We start from the raw sequence: 14,533 nt of genomic DNA on the forward strand, positions 1-14,533 counted from the left end.
ATCCCCAATAACGAGAACAAGGACAATGAACGATACCAATCCGAAAGTGGAAGCCTTGCTGAGCCAGCCGCAATGGCATGACGAGCGCAAGAGGCTGCGAGCGATAGCGCTCTCGTGCCAACTGACCGAGAGCGTGAAGTGGGGCAAGCTTTGCTACTCGGCGCAGAACGGAAACGTAGCCATTATCTTCGGCATGAAAGATTATTGTGCACTCGGCTTTTTCAAGGGCAGCCTGCTGAAGGATTCCGAAGGAATTCTCGTTGCCCCCGGCGAGCACTCCCAGGCGATGCGCCAGGCCCGCTTCACACAGCTGAGCGAGATCGAAGCGCAGGCCGCCGTACTGGAAGCCTATCTCCTCGAGGCCATCGAGCTGGAGAAAGCAGGCGCCAAGGTGGACTTCAGCGAGAAGCATGAGCTGACGTACCCGGAAGAACTTCAGACCGCGCTGGATGGAAACGCTGCCCTGAAAGCTGCCTTCGAAGCGCTCACCCCCGGCCGGCAAAGAGGCTACATAATTCATTTTTCCGGCCCCAAGCAATCCAGCACGCGAGCGTCACGAATCGAAAAGAGCATACCTGATATTCTGGCCGGAAAGGGGCTGAACGGTCGCTGAAACCGGGCGTGATGGGTTAGTGAGTGCTGACTGGGTTTTAAGGTGGGAGGAGGCGTGCATCAGGAAGCCACCAAGTGGATCGCAGGTTTGCTGAAGTACAGAAACATCCCTTTTCTGATCTGTGGCGGTCTGGCAGCAAAGGAGTACGGCTCCGAACGCGATCTAAACGACATCGACTTGTTCGTTCCCGGTGAGCGCCTTTCAGAAGTGGTCGAGGCGGGTCAGGAATTCATAACCAAGCGTGCCCATCCGATCAACCTGGCCCTTTGGGCAGTTGGCATCGGTTTCGCCGTGCTGCTTCATCTGTCAGTCTCGTGTATGGCCTGCTCGGCGGCATGTTCCTGGGCCGTGCGGTGGTGATCTGGCGGGCATCTCTGCCCTTCTCTCATGGCGCCAACACATAGCTTCCCGGCGCGTCGGTCAGGGGAGGGTACTGTTTGCTGCCCATACCGGGCGGTGCCACCTGCTCGGTGGAGTGGGCCGCCAGCCACTGATGCCAGGCCGGCCACCAGGAGCCGTTCTGCTCGGGCGTGATGTGCTGCCAGGTTTCCGGATCCAGGTACGCCTTGCCATGCTGTGGCGCAGTCATCCGAAAGCGGCGGCCCGGATGCCCCGGCTCGCTGACGATACCCGCGTTGTGACCACCGCTGGTCAGCACGAAGGTTACCTCGTCGGTATCCGCCAGCAGATGGATCTTGTAGACGGACTTCCAGGGAGCCACGTGATCGGTGATGGTACTGACGACGAACAGCGGAGCCCGAATGTCCTGAATCACGACCGGTCGGCCATCCACCCGATAGTGCCCATTGGCCAGATCGTTGTTGAGGAACAGCTGGCGCAGATACTGGGAATGCATGCGGTAAGGCATGCGAGTCAGGTCCGCATTCCAGGCCATGAGAGCATTCATCGGCTGGCGGCCGCCCAGGAGGTAGTCGTGCACGATGCGCGACCAGATGAGGTCGTTGGAGCGCAGGATCTGGAAAGCGCCGGCCATCTGGTAGCCGTCGAGATAGCCCTGATCCCACATCATGTTTTCCAGATACGAGACCTGGCTCTCGCCGATGAACAGCATCAGTTCGCCGGCTTCGGTGAAGTCCACCTGAGTGGCCAGGGTGGTCAGGGAAGCCAGCCTTTCGTCGCCATCCCGCGCCATGGCGGCCGCCGCGATGGAGAGCAGCGTTCCACCCAGACAGTAACCCACGCCGTGCACCCTGTGGCTGCCAGTGATGGCACAGACTGCATCCAGCGCCGCCATCGGCCCCAGCCGACGATAATCCTCCATGCCCAGGTCATGATCCTCCGAGCCCGGGTTGCGCCAGGAGATCATGAAGACGGTATGGCCTTGATCCACCAAGTATTTGACCAATGACTGGGCGGGCGTGAGGTCGAGAATGTAGTACTTCATGATCCAGGCGGGCACGATCAGCACCGGTTCCGCGTAAACCTGCTTCGTCGTTGGTGCGTACTGGATCAGCTCGATCAGGTGGTTCCGGTAGACCACCTGGCCGGGAGTGATCGCCAGGTTCTTGCCTACGCGGAACGCCTCGGCGCCGACCGGCGGCTTGCCGGACACGGCCCGCTCCCAGTCCTCGATGAAGTGCTGCCAACCGACCACCAGATTCTGCCCACCGGTCGCGAGGGTGGTGCCAACCACTTCAGGATTCAGCCACGGGGAGTTGGAAGGCGAGTACCGGTCGAGTACCTGGCGTGTAATGAAGTTCACCACCCGTTCGCTCTCCGGCGAAAGGCCGTCGATCTCGCTGGTGGCGTTGTGCCACCACTGCTGGGTCAGCAGAAAGGATTGATAGATCAGGTTGAACGGCCAACGCTGCCACTCCTCGCCGCTGAAGCGTTGGTCCTGCTCCAGCGGCTCGATACAGGCAGCGGCACCGGACCCCACCGCCAGGCGATTGAGGTAATGCCCGAATCGCGTGAGCTTGCGGGCGTACTTCTCGCCCAGCTCCAGTTGCTTGCCCGGGGAGAGCATCATGTGAACCAGCCATTCGAAATAGACACTGGCCAGGCCGGCCGGGGTGATGCCGGCGGTCAGCCTGGCCAGGTTGGCCTTGAAGGCCCGGTCCAGGGCATGGGTGGAGTAGAACCCCGGATTCGGTCGCTCCGCGGTAGAGGGGAGTTCCACGCACCACGCGGGCCTGGGGTCGATATCGGGAGCGGCCGTGTTTCGAGTATCCTGCGACATGACATTGGCCTCCGGTTCGAGGAGGAGCGACCGAAGGCGACGGTGGCCGCGATATACGGGATGGTAGAGCACAAGTATTGCAGAATTTTACCAGGACAAAGCCATGACCCGTTGATCGGAATCAATCTTCCCGTTCACGATCGTCTTCAAGCCGAGGCGCAACCATGGCGCGGTAAATCCCTATTCCTGAAAGAGTGATTGGATATAAGAATCCAGTTGAAGGGCGGCAGCGCCATGGTGCTGCGCACGTCCAAACGCGGCGCAAACGCCGGTAATCGGTTCTGGGGCTGCTCCGCCTATCCCAGGTGCCGGGAGGTGCAGGATGTGGCGTAGGGATGGGTATCAGGCGAGGGAGGCTTAATGTGGACCTGCATCGTACGACCCTTTTCCTCAAGATGCGGCGACACATGCCGATGGTTCATTTAGTTAGCTGCATGTAATCACATGCTGCGAAGTGGGTGCTCATCACGATAGAGGAATGTTGGCGGCCTGTAACCGCCAGGGTAGGGGGCCGATGAATGGCATCTCCTGGCGGTAGCGTGCCTGAACGCCAAGGCGTTCTCTTAGTCCAGAGGGCTGCGCACGCCGGCAAAGCCTTTGCCCAGTACATGTGTATAGATCTGAGTGGTTTCCACGCTCTTGTGGCCCAGCAACTCCTGAACGGTGCGGATATCGGTTCCCTGGCTCAGCAACTGAGTGGCGAAGCTGTGTCGCAGGGTATGACAGGAGCCGGGGCGTGGTAGCGATGCGGCTCGCATGGCGTGCCTGACCGCCCTTTGCACTGCCGATGGGTGGATATGGTGGAGAACCACCTTGCCATCCATATCGCAGCAGGGCCGGGTGGCAGGAAAAAGCCACTGCCAAGCCAAGGAGATGCCCGCATTCGGGTACTTGCGATCCAGCGCGTGGGGTAGCGTCACCGGTACGCGGCCATGCAGTAGCCGATAGTCAAGTTGCTGTTTGGCTGTGGAGATTTGATGCTGCAAGGCAGGAATACAGGTCGCAGGCAGCAAAGTGGTTCTGGCCTTGTCGCCCTTGCCAGCTCTCACCGTAATAACCTGACGCTCGAAATCGATATCCCGAACACGTAGGCGGCATGTTTCGATGAGCCGCAGCCCTGAGCCGTACATCAATGTACTCATCAGGTACATGGAGCCAGATAGGTGGCTCACACGCCCATCACTTCCTCGTGGGATAGCACCACTGGCAGCCGGCGTGGGCGCCTGGCGCGAGAGAATTCACCGATCTCTCCCAAGGGCTGCTCGAGGACATGGCGATAGAGGAAAACAAGGGCATTCAGCGCCTGGTTCTGCGTGGCAGCTGCCACTTGGCGTTCCACCGCAAGGTGCTCCAGGAAGGCACGCACTTCGGAACCTCCCATGCTGGCAGGGTGGCGCACGCCATGGAAGCGAATGAAGTAGCGAATCCAGTAGCAGTAGGTTTTCTCGGTGCGTGGACTATAGCTTCACCCGCATGGTAGCCTTCACCCGGTCCATCAGCTTCGGTGGCTTGCTATGCGTATCCATTTGGTAGCTCCTTCTTGGCATGGATATACGTACAGTATTATTGGTTCCGGCAAAACGCACAAGCACGCGAATTCTGCATAGGTGGCCGAGCTATACTTAGGCACGAGAGAAATCAACGAGTTGGAAGAAAGGAAGCGCGTCAGATAGTATTGTTGAACGCGCAGGATGTTCATTCAATATCAGGACGCGCAGTCCAATCACTGTTATGCGCTTGAGTATCCGAATGTGGTCTTAGCCTCTCCCATGGTTTCGTCGGAGTTCTACTATGACAGATAGCTTACTTGACAATGCGTTCTCAGTTATTGCTAGGCGAGTTATTTCTGAAGGCGCTTTGCTTAGCCACTGGGAACTTACTGGGGGAGTTTCCGCGCAGGTTCATGCACTCGAAATCTCATGCCCACCGATTGATCACAAACGTGTCGTTGTGCGTCGCCACGGTTCTGCTGCCTGGAAGCCCCTTCCAGGTGATGTAACCACCACGGAGTATCAACTACTGTCGACTCTCCACAAGGCTGGATTACCAGTGCCTGAGCCTCTGCTTTTGGATACGTCAAGAGAACTGTTACCTTCGCCTTTTTTCGTTATGGCCATGGTTGACGGAACGACCACAATCAGTAAGCAAAATTTGCAAAGCGCTCTTTGTCAAATAGCCAACTTTTTAGCTCATATTCACCGACTTGACCTCGGTTCCCTTGACTTACCATTGCTGCAACAACGCGAAGACCCAATACAGGGTGCCTTGGATTATCTCCCTGGCGATAGTCAATGGGATTCAATCCGTGAGGTTGTTAGCAGGTACACAATGCGATCTGCCGACGAGTCTCTGCTTCACGGCGATTATTGGCCAGGAAACATTTTGTGGGATGGCCGCGAACTCGCTGCTGTCATTGACTGGGAGGATGCCGCTATCGGGTCCTCGATCTCCGATTTGGCCATGTGCCGAGCCGAACTCGACGTTCAGTTTGGTGATAGGGCGGTGCAAAGCTTCACCAAAAGCTACCTCGCAGCTCACCCGATCGATGTTTCTGATCTGCCACTGTGGGAAGTCTACGTTGGATCCGCTGCCCTCGCTACCCTGCACGACTGGGGATTGCCACCCGCTATCGAGAGTGTAAGACGAGAACGCACTTCGTTGTTCGTCGCCCGAGCAGTTCATGACCTTGTCCATTCTCAGTAAGGGGGGACCATTGGGTAATCGGTTGAGGACTTAGAATATGAGGTTGACGCATAACAAAGCCATTAAGTTCGCGCACTTCGTGCGCCGGACCTCGTTTCACTCGGCCGCTTATGGCCGGCGTTGGGCAGAATGAAGGAGTGAGGTATGGATGTTGAAGCCCAGTACAGGACTGCGCTAGAAACCAGGAATATGGAGATTGATCTATTTTGGAAGCGCTCTGGGTACTTTATGGCTCTCAATACTGCAATTGCTGTTGGATTTTTTTCCATCGATGACCGGGCTTATGCGGGCATTCTGGCGTTCGTTGGTGCTGTAGTCTGCTTGGTTTGGTACTTCGTTACTCTCGGAAGTAAGTTCTGGCAATGCAGATGGGAAGAGCGCACGAGACAGCTAGAAGAGGAGCTCAACGCGATGGGTGGTCAGCGAATGCGCCTATTCTCCGCTTCATGGGAAGAGCTTCGCTCAGATGTTCGCACAAGTCTAGAAAATAACGAACATAAAAAGCTCCGAAGATTTTTTAACTGGCAAGTTATGATGAAGCCCTCCGTGAGTTTTCAGATGAGCCTTTTGTCATTGGCGTTTTTTTTATTTTGGGTCTCGGTTTTTTTGATACATTTATTTATGGCCCAACCAGTCGCTGCACACGGATAAATTACTCGCTGCGCTCCTAATTGACCGGTGAGCGTGGCGTTAGGGTTCCAACGTGATCAAGATCCGACCATTGGTAAGCGGTGATATTGATAAAATCTGCGCAATGCCACAGAGTGTGGAAGAACTCTACGTGTTTTTTCCAAAAGCCAGCTTCCCTTTAACGGCAGAGCAGCTCAGTTCAGCGGTAGCGCAACGTAGTGACTCTCATGTTATTACTGAAGGTGAGGCAGTGCTGGGGTTTGCAAACTTCTATTGTTGGGGCATGCATGAGCGATGTTCAATTGGAAACGTAATTGTTGCTTCCAATGCTCGGGGTCGAGGTATCGCGTCGATGCTAATGAAGCATATGATCGAATTAGCTTACGAAAAATATTGTGCTTCTGAGGTTACGGTTTCGTGCTTTAATTTTAATGTTGCAGGGTTATTACTCTATCCCAAGCTTGGGTTTAAGCCCTATGACGTTGAAGAACGTGTTGGGCCAGTTGGTAATCGAGTTGCGCTGGTTCACATGCGGTATTGCAAACCCTAACAAATGCATCAAATTCGTTCCGGCCCTGAAGGGCCTTCACCGGACGGCCTTGTCAGGCCGCCGTTTATGCCGGCGTTATGTCGGCTCTGCTTTTGGGCTTTTGCTTGTAAAATGGTGGCGCGCTTCGTAGCAGATCCAGCATTCAGCATCACCAGTAGCCCGCATGCCGGTAGTTTTGTTCCTGGTGCCTTCGTTGGGCGTCGGGGTTAAAAATGGTGTGGTGCATTCTTTGCGGTGTGTCACTAAGCTAAACTTTGTGGGGGCACGTTGCAGAGTTCTTACGGTCACAGCTTTCGGGCATTGGCTCCGCTGGCGCTACGCAACTGCGCTTAAAAAAGTACAGTGTGTCGCCACATAACAAGGCCAGTCTGTCCGACACCAAAACCTACGCTGCCGCTTCGGTTTTGGTGCGGCAGCTGGCAACGTTATGTGTGGTCACGCTGATGGAGAAAAAGGATAACCTTTGTGGATAGACGCTGGGGAGTATCGATTGATATTGAAGGATTTTCTGCTCTTTACGAGAGCGGTGAGACCGGGAAAAGCAAGGCGATATGGGCGTTACATGAGCTGATGGACGCAATAATAAGAATTGGTCAGCGCACATACCCAGGTGATATTGCTTTGAATGAAGCTGATCGGATTTTTGCCCACCAGTTTGGTGATGGATTTGTTATTGTTTCAAACTTTGAAGAAACCGACTCTAGCAGGTGTATCGCAATCGCAACTGCGATAATGCGCCATATGGCGATCAGAGGATTTTGCACAAAAGCCGCTGTCTCCGTTGGTGACATGGCTGACATTAATGGCTGCTACCCCGACTCGGTCAGATTCTCTGACAGTGGAACTCTGCGGCTCGGTGCTGGTTTAATGACTACAATACCCGTGATGGGAACGGCTTTGACAAAGGCGTACAAATTGTCGTCTCGTGTATCTGGCAACGTACTTGTAGTGGATAAGCTGGCGTTTGAGCATATTCCTAACTTTTTGGTTGCTTCATGTGGCGCTGAATGCTGCTTTATCGATTGGCGCAGTGACAAACACGATCTTGCTCGGACAGTTTCGGAGAAGAGTGGCCTAGAATTTGGTGATAGAGATCAGCTGTTAGATTTGTTTGAGCAATACATTGAAAAAGATCCCAAGCCGCCAGAAAAATGGATTACGGGTAGCAGGGCATCAATTGGGGAAAACACATAACCAAGCGCAGCACTACGCAGCCTTCGGCTGCCAGACGCTCGCAAGCTCGCGCTGGTGTGCGCGGCGTTAGCTTGACACCCAATGGAGATGATTCATGAAATACGATGATATAGATGATGAACTTTATACCTCCGATAATGACAAGGAAGAGTGTGGCAACTGTAACGGTAGTGGAGAAGCAGATTGTCCGGTGGAGTATGACGGGCCATGCCCTGAGCAGTGCCTTGCCTGTGGTGGAAGCCAGCAGGTCTTCTGTAATGACTGCGACGGAACGGGTTGGCAAGACCTGGATTGAATTTTTCAGCTCCAAACTTTAGGCGCAATACGTGATTTTATATAAGTAATGCCCGCTGAGCGCTAATATGTGTTAATGGAAGGCAAGGATATGTCAGGCATGAAAGAAAAAATAATTGTAGGCATACTAGTCGCTATAGCAAAACCGGCATTTGACTTATTCGTCAATGTTGGAAAGTGGGGAATAGATCAGGCAAAGCAAGCCCCTGGGGCAGTCAAGGATCTTGTGAAATGGTGGAATGGGAAGACGATTGCAGTCATAGGTGCTACAGCCTCTGGTAAGAATAGTTTTTACGATTGTCTGCTCGAAAAAGATCCACCTAAAGAGCATATCTCAACTAGAGGGGCGGAAAAAGTAGATTCGTTTACAGTAAGGCGCAATATTCAAGGTCTTGAAACCATTGAGCTTAGATGCAAGCGATCAGTGAATGTGGGTGGGGAGGTTGATGAGCGAATCCGGTTTTGGTCTCAAGCTTGTAGCGATGCAGATTTTATTTTTTATTTGGTGGATATGGAACGGTTGAATGATCCAGATATCCATGACACATATCACTTGCGCATTGGAGATGACCTTAAATGGCTTGGAGCCAATCTGAGCAAGTTCAAGGAGGGGTGTAAGGTGCATCTGTTATTGAACAAAATCGACAAAATATTGGAAATCCCATCGCTCGTTGATAATCGCAGAGAATTTATCGAAAACGAACTCAATAGGCACATAGCAGAGATGGAGAGCAGAGCAAAGTCAATTCTTGATCGAAACTCTTCGGCTCTAAGTGGTGCTTCTCCAATGTGCATGGTGGACAAAGATTTATTTAATTTTCTGTTCGATGGGGTTCTGGCAAGTATCTACAGTCAGGAGCATCCAGAATGAAGTGTTTATTGCTTCTTCCCGACTTCTATCAATCTGGCGAGATAAATGCTTGGGGTAACGGTATGTCATTGCCCGTGCCTGTCAGTGTTTGTAAGGATATTCCGCTAAGAGAGCTGCCAGATTGCTTTGTACTTGGAGTCCCAGAATCATTGCTGCGGGCTAATGTCGAGCAAGATTTTGTATATGCACAATACGTACGGCTTAGTTCTAAGCGAAGTGTTCTTTCTTTTTCAATCCGAGGAGGGGGTGATAAATCCGGTAGGACTGTTGTTTTAACGATTCTTCAGTTACTGGATGAGGGCGAGTCGTTGATATTTCCGCCAGAAGTGCCACCAAGTTTGCCGGACTCAATAGGTGAAAAAAATGCGATAGAAGGTCGAATTGAAGCTATGATGAGGTCGCTTCAGTCTGACTCGTCTTCGAATATAAAAGACATGATTTTGGCAGTGGCGAAACACCCAAAACTCCGAAGCTTTGCAAGTGAGTATGCTGATTCGTTGGCTCAGAGGCCGCAGTGGACGCCAAGTAAAAAAAAAGAATATAGCTTCATGATAGGGATTTTGGTTGCCTTTATTCTATTGGCTATCTTAATAATTGCGTTTTGATCTGTCTTGGAAAATTATGATTTCCCGGATTATCAGTACTCTAGTTGGAATTTTTGACAATAAGCAATCGGCAGCTAACAAAGCGCTGCTGACGGACAAATTTTTCGCTGCGCTCCAAATTTGCCGCAGAGCGCGGCGTTAGCCACAGAGGATAGTCCGTGGATATTTTCGTAGTTCGCTTAAATCCAGACCCAAGAGAAGGAGTTCCTTATTCAAACTTTGTCTCGGAAAAAGAATACAAAAAAATCCATAGCTCATCCCCTATGGACGGATTCCACGAGGCTGTGAACTTTATGTCTGAAGGCGGTGTTATTAGGGGTTACCTACCGCCGAGACACTCAGCAGCTTTGCGGAATGGTGAGCCTTTTGTTCTCGTAACAATAACAGCGAAAACCGCAAAGAAAGGTGGTAACCAGATAGTTGGAATTCAATCCGGATGCATATACGAGGGAGAAACAGAAAGAGAAGGAGCAAGTCATAAGCAAGGGCTAACGTGGCATTATCGATGTCCGGCGTCACTTTCTTATCTGTTCCCAAATCCTATTCCATTTGCACGCGAAATTGTGTTGGGGCAAGACGGTTCATGGGTCAGAGGGCCAACTTACAAGATACCCACTGGCACCGAGCAGAAGTTTTTGGCATCCATATCTAATAACCTGAAGGGTGCTACTTCAAAGGATAAATTAAAAGCCATTCTTCGCAGTGGCGATGCTCAAAAAGCAGAAGTTGATTTCGAGGCAGAGGATACATTTGAACAGAAGGTAGCGGGGGAGTTTGGTAAACCTTCAAAAAAGGTTAAGGGTAACAAGCACCCAACTCAGAAAGAGGTAAAAACTTACGCCTATGTTCGAGACCCAAAAGTGGTCGCGCAGGTATTGCGGGAGGCGAAAGGTATTTGTTTTGATTGCGAAAATAAAGGGCCATTCATCTCAAAAGTTACCGGTCAGCCTTACCTTGAGGTTCATCATGTACAAATGCTCAAGGATGGTGGCCCAGATACACCAGAAAACGCAGTCGCTTTGTGTCCAAATTGCCACCGTGCACGTCACTATGGCTAACAAAGCGCTGCTGTCGGACAAATTTTCCTCTGCGCTCCAAATTTGCCGCAGAGCGCGGCGTTATACGTTAAGGCGGTAATATGGCACGGTGGATTAGGGGGGAGTCTGCATGGCTAGCGAGCTAGGAAAGATATCAATATATCTAGCAAAGGAGGGGAAGACTTTTGCTGATGTTATAGATGAAGCCGAGCTACCAAATGAGAGCGACTATTTTAAAATCAGAGATTTTGAAGTCGATGGGTATCCGGTCAGATTTTTCTGCAAACACGCCACCATTGCCAAACCAGAAAATCCTCCGTGGCTAGATTTCGTAAATGATAAACTGAATGAAGATGACCAAAAAATATACTTTGATTCATATTCAAAGCGACCGAGCGGACTATTACTGATTAATATCGAAGCCAGAATATTGGCTGCTTCTTTTGGAATAGGAGGAGGCACCCTTCTAAGGAAGTTCCAATTTCTTGATGATTTCGGCATTAAGGCCGCAATGAATATGTGTGGTAATAAAGAGTTGAGGCAAACCAAAAGCAGCACGCACGCCATAACTACGCAGAATATTGATCGACAACTTAGCAAACCGTCTGACTCATTTTCTTTTGGTTTAAATGAAACCGAGTTTCTGCAATATATATCTGCACACCTTCCAGATAACAGCAAAGTGACACTGCAAGGAAAAGATACTTTAACCCTTAAGATAATAGGTGATGAAAAGCTGTCTTGGGATAAGCTTATTGAGTATGGAAAGATCTTTATAAAGGAATATGGAAGCGATAAATACAAGGAGCTTTTCCCGAATTATCCGAATCTCCAGAATATAGAAAAAGAAAAATCAGAGGAGCTTGACTTAAGGCTTGTTGAGAAGATTAAGGATGAAGAGTACGACCGAATTCATTTATCTATTCCAGAGTTTATCGCCGACGATGAATTTAGCTTTTCCTATACAAACTACAATAAAAAAGAAAACAAAATATACTCGCACATAGACGTTTCTCAACTAAAGAGCAATAACGTACTGGGTTTCAATACTCTCACATCAGACGATATCAAGAAAAAGTATATTTATGCGTATTCCCATGAACAAGACCAAATTCTTGGTTATAAAAAATGGGAGTTATATCGTTGCATGGTCGCGGAGATTGAGTGTGAAGGAGAATATTTTGTATTGTCAAACGGTGTTTGGAGGAAAGTCGATGATGAGTTCTACAACCTGATTACTAGCTTTGTAGATGATGTCATCGAAGAAGAGGATATTTCTGACCAATTTAAGAATATTAGCATAGCAGATCTTGAAAGAAGCCAAAACAGAGAAGAGGTCTTTAATAAAAAATACTGTGAAATGAATGGCAACGCCATTCTATTTGATCAGGCAAAGTTGCGTATAGGTCAAGGATCTAAAGATAAAGAGTTTTGTGATGTTTTTGAGTATAGGGGAGATGAGCCTGCATGGATTATTCATGTAAAAAAGCATGGTGGTGCGGATGCGATAAACTACCTATTTTCCCAAACACGGTTCTATTGTGAATTTTTTCTAGGGGACGAAGTTTTTCTGAAAGAAATACGAGATCACATTAGTAATTCCGGGAGCGGTAATACGGATGCTGTTCTTCAGCATGTGAAAGAGGATCAGTCTGAGGTTATTGGAAAAGACTATTCAGTTAAAATGTGGCTTTTGTTCGACAACAAAAAGCCGGCCCCAAAAAAGGCTGATTTGCCTCTGATGGCAAAATATGATTTGAAACTGACTTATGAGCGACTAAGGAATGTTTTGAAATACAACGATATAAAGCTGAGTATGGTCCCTGTTGAGGTCATTAACTTTACAATATCAAAAAAGAAAAACGGTGATAAATGAATGGTTATAAGGTGGCGGTAGGTTTATTTCACTGCATACAGAAAGTCACGTATAACAATCGCAGTCACAGCGATGGCTTTTCCATTGCGGCTCCGCCTTCATTCCAAAGCCGCGCGTGCCGCGGGCGTTGAGGCTGTAGAAAAAGCCCGCAGCCCACGCCGTTTTGGTAGGATCAGGAAAACAGCCGAGGAGTGGTCAACATGCCCCGCTTCAAGCCCTACAACCATGATCAGAGCGCCATGGTAGTGCTCAACTACCAGGACCAGCTTCAGCCCGGCACTTTCGAGCACGCCGTCCACTACCTGATCGAACACAAGCTGGACCTGTCGGTTTTCCATCCCCAGTACCGCAACCACGATACGGGCCGGCTGGCCTATGCCCCCGCCATCCTGCTGAAGATCATCCTGTTCGCCTATTCCAAGGGAATCACCTCCAGCCGCGAGATGCAGTGGTGCTGCGAAACCAACATCATCTTCAAGGCGTTGTCCTGCGATACCGTCCCCCACTTCACCACCTTGGCGAAGTTCGTCAGCAGCCACACCGAGGAGATTGAAGCCCTCTTTGAGCAGGTGCTGCTGGTGTGCCATGAGCAAGGCCTGCTGGGCAACGAACTCTTTGCCATTGACGGCTGCAAGATGCCCTCGGATGCCTCGAAGGGGTGGTCTGGCACCTTCAAGGAGCTGGGCGAGAAGCGGGAGAAGCTGCGACGTCTGATTCGTCATCACCTGCTGGAACACTACGCGCGGGATGAAGCCGAGACGGAAGCCGAGCTTGATCGGGATATTCGTCGGGCCAAGACGATCCTCTCGCTAGATGCTGCCATGAACAAAGTCGACCGCTTCCTAAAGACGCACAGCCCAAGGATGGGCCGGGGGAAGCGGAGCAAGGAAGTGAAGAGCAACATCACGGATAACCAAAGCGCCAAGATGACCACCAGCAAGGGCACGATCCAGGGCTACAACGGCGTGGCCACGGTGGACAAGAAGCACCAAATCATCATCGATGCCCAGGCGTTTGGAGAGGGACAGGAACACCACACGCTGCAACCGGTACTCGAGAGGGTGAAGGCCCGCTTCAAGAAGCTGGGGATTGCTGACAACATCTACCAGCAAGGCACCGTCGTCACTGCTGATACGGGCTTCGCCAATGAGGCCAATATGAAGTACCTGCACGAACGACAGATCAATGGCTATGTGCCGGATAATCAGTTCCGTAGCCGGGACCCGAGGTTTGCCGAGCAGAAAGACAAGTACGGCAAGCGGCACCAGAACCTGCCAGACAAGGGATGGAAAGCCACCTTTCCGGCCAGTGAATTCCAATTCGACCCGGTCACCCTTAGCTGTATCTGCCCCAATGGGGAATCCCTGACCTACCGGGGGCAACGGGAAGCCGAGAATGGCAAGCTACGAGCACATTTCGAGGGGCGACTGCTGCAATGCCGGCACTGCCCCAAGAAGCACCGCTGCATGCAGAACCCCGCCTCGGCAAATCACCGCAACGGAGCTGGCCGACAAGTCTCCTTTACGATAAAGAGCGACGGACAACCGAGCTACACAGACTGGATGAAGCACCGAGTGGATAGCCAGCAAGGTAAGGAGATATATAGTCACCGAATGTCAGTGGTGGAGCCGGTATTCGGCAACATCGGCACTACGAAACGTTTGAACCGATTCGGGCTTCGTGGCAAGAAGAAGGTACAGGGTCAGTGGCAGTTATACTGCTTGATACATAACATTGAGAAGCTTGCCAATTATGGTCGGTTAGGCACGTGATAAAGGGGTTACAAGGCCTGAAGGTGGCCGCCAAATGCCGGTGATGAGAGCCTTTGGTATCACCAAGGAACCGAAATGGTCAGTTAGGTCCCTTGGTCAAGGAAATTGTCCGCTTGGTGGGCGGCACACAGAATAAGAAGACAGGCGGTGGGAGGGACTCAGAATCGAGTTTTTCTACAGCCTCGTTA

Annotated in this window: 15 protein-coding genes; 12 read left to right on the plus strand and 3 right to left on the minus strand. The window is 51.1% G+C overall.

Features of this window, described 5'->3' with window-relative positions; genetic code table 11:
* Positions 1-25: 25 nt before the first annotated feature.
* Together C1H69_RS01075 and C1H69_RS24035 are read left to right on the plus strand one after the other, a co-directional pair.
* Positions 26-613: a YdeI/OmpD-associated family protein gene (locus tag C1H69_RS01075; protein WP_102651572.1), complete on the plus strand. Its 588-nt coding sequence runs from the start codon at positions 26-28 to the stop codon at positions 611-613.
* Between the two features lie 54 nt (positions 614-667).
* Positions 668-973, plus strand: a complete 306-nt coding sequence (locus tag C1H69_RS24035) for a hypothetical protein (protein ID WP_240609761.1) — start codon at positions 668-670, stop codon at positions 971-973.
* A 25-nt stretch (positions 974-998) separates the two neighbouring features.
* Here the strand turns inward: C1H69_RS24035 and C1H69_RS01085 are convergent, their stop codons facing one another.
* The 3 genes from C1H69_RS01085 to C1H69_RS23165 form a co-directional block, all read right to left on the minus strand.
* Complete coding sequence (locus C1H69_RS01085) at positions 999-2,813, minus strand: PHA/PHB synthase family protein (RefSeq protein ID WP_240609762.1); 1,815 nt, start codon at positions 2,811-2,813, stop codon at positions 999-1,001.
* A gap of 563 nt (positions 2,814-3,376) precedes the next feature.
* Positions 3,377-3,985, minus strand: a complete 609-nt coding sequence (locus C1H69_RS23160) for a tyrosine-type recombinase/integrase (protein ID WP_276308738.1) — start codon at positions 3,983-3,985, stop codon at positions 3,377-3,379.
* Positions 3,982-4,239 carry a phage integrase N-terminal SAM-like domain-containing protein gene (locus C1H69_RS23165; protein WP_108724224.1) on the minus strand — a complete coding sequence of 86 codons (258 nt, stop codon included), beginning with the start codon at positions 4,237-4,239 and terminating at the stop codon, positions 3,982-3,984. The genes C1H69_RS23160 and C1H69_RS23165 overlap by 4 nt, the downstream gene beginning before the upstream one ends.
* Positions 4,240-4,604: 365 nt before the next feature.
* On the opposite strand from C1H69_RS23165, the gene C1H69_RS01100 reads away from it, so the two are divergent.
* The 10 genes from C1H69_RS01100 to C1H69_RS01145 all read left to right on the plus strand — a co-directional run bounded on the left by C1H69_RS01100 (position 4,605) and on the right by C1H69_RS01145 (position 14,345).
* On the plus strand, positions 4,605-5,516 hold the full coding sequence (locus C1H69_RS01100) for a phosphotransferase (RefSeq protein ID WP_102651573.1): 912 nt from the start codon (positions 4,605-4,607) through the stop codon (positions 5,514-5,516).
* A 144-nt stretch (positions 5,517-5,660) separates the two neighbouring features.
* Complete coding sequence (locus C1H69_RS01105) at positions 5,661-6,167, plus strand: RipA family octameric membrane protein (protein WP_102651574.1); 507 nt, start codon at positions 5,661-5,663, stop codon at positions 6,165-6,167.
* Between the two features lie 52 nt (positions 6,168-6,219).
* Complete coding sequence (locus C1H69_RS01110) at positions 6,220-6,696, plus strand: GNAT family N-acetyltransferase (protein WP_102651575.1); 477 nt, start codon at positions 6,220-6,222, stop codon at positions 6,694-6,696.
* Positions 6,697-7,161: 465 nt separating this feature from the next.
* Entirely contained in the window at positions 7,162-7,890 is a 729-nt protein-coding gene (locus tag C1H69_RS01115) for a hypothetical protein (RefSeq protein ID WP_102651576.1), read from the plus strand.
* Between the two features lie 94 nt (positions 7,891-7,984).
* Positions 7,985-8,185, plus strand: a complete 201-nt coding sequence (locus C1H69_RS01120) for a hypothetical protein (RefSeq protein WP_133154943.1) — start codon at positions 7,985-7,987, stop codon at positions 8,183-8,185.
* Positions 8,186-8,284: 99 nt separating this feature from the next.
* Positions 8,285-9,055 carry a GTPase domain-containing protein gene (locus tag C1H69_RS01125; protein ID WP_102651578.1) on the plus strand — a complete coding sequence of 257 codons (771 nt, stop codon included), beginning with the start codon at positions 8,285-8,287 and terminating at the stop codon, positions 9,053-9,055.
* Positions 9,052-9,660, plus strand: coding sequence for a hypothetical protein (locus C1H69_RS23215; protein ID WP_133154944.1), 609 nt, complete (start codon positions 9,052-9,054; stop codon positions 9,658-9,660). The genes C1H69_RS01125 and C1H69_RS23215 overlap by 4 nt, the downstream gene beginning before the upstream one ends.
* Positions 9,661-9,818: 158 nt before the next feature.
* Entirely contained in the window at positions 9,819-10,718 is a 900-nt protein-coding gene (locus C1H69_RS01135) for an HNH endonuclease (protein WP_102651580.1), read from the plus strand.
* A gap of 109 nt (positions 10,719-10,827) precedes the next feature.
* Positions 10,828-12,573: a DUF6119 family protein gene (locus C1H69_RS01140; protein ID WP_102651581.1), complete on the plus strand. Its 1,746-nt coding sequence runs from the start codon at positions 10,828-10,830 to the stop codon at positions 12,571-12,573.
* 200 nt (positions 12,574-12,773) lie between these two features.
* On the plus strand, positions 12,774-14,345 hold the full coding sequence (locus C1H69_RS01145) for a transposase (RefSeq protein WP_102651582.1): 1,572 nt from the start codon (positions 12,774-12,776) through the stop codon (positions 14,343-14,345).
* Positions 14,346-14,533: the final 188 nt, after the last annotated feature.

Source organism: Billgrantia endophytica (genome assembly GCF_002879615.1).
In the GTDB taxonomy this organism is placed as follows: Bacteria; Pseudomonadota; Gammaproteobacteria; order Pseudomonadales; family Halomonadaceae; genus Halomonas; species Halomonas endophytica.

Coding starts and splice junctions, on each gene's coding strand:
- C1H69_RS01075 (WP_102651572.1), top strand. CDS start 26: ATGAACGATACCAATCCGAAAGTGGAAGCCTTGCTGAGCCAGCCGCAA.
- C1H69_RS01085 (WP_240609762.1), bottom strand. CDS start 2,813: ATGTCGCAGGATACTCGAAACACGGCCGCTCCCGATATCGACCCCAGG.
- C1H69_RS01100 (WP_102651573.1), top strand. CDS start 4,605: ATGACAGATAGCTTACTTGACAATGCGTTCTCAGTTATTGCTAGGCGA.
- C1H69_RS01105 (WP_102651574.1), top strand. CDS start 5,661: ATGGATGTTGAAGCCCAGTACAGGACTGCGCTAGAAACCAGGAATATG.
- C1H69_RS01120 (WP_133154943.1), top strand. CDS start 7,985: ATGAAATACGATGATATAGATGATGAACTTTATACCTCCGATAATGAC.
- C1H69_RS01125 (WP_102651578.1), top strand. CDS start 8,285: ATGAAAGAAAAAATAATTGTAGGCATACTAGTCGCTATAGCAAAACCG.
- C1H69_RS23215 (WP_133154944.1), top strand. CDS start 9,052: ATGAAGTGTTTATTGCTTCTTCCCGACTTCTATCAATCTGGCGAGATA.
- C1H69_RS01140 (WP_102651581.1), top strand. CDS start 10,828: ATGGCTAGCGAGCTAGGAAAGATATCAATATATCTAGCAAAGGAGGGG.
- C1H69_RS01145 (WP_102651582.1), top strand. CDS start 12,774: ATGCCCCGCTTCAAGCCCTACAACCATGATCAGAGCGCCATGGTAGTG.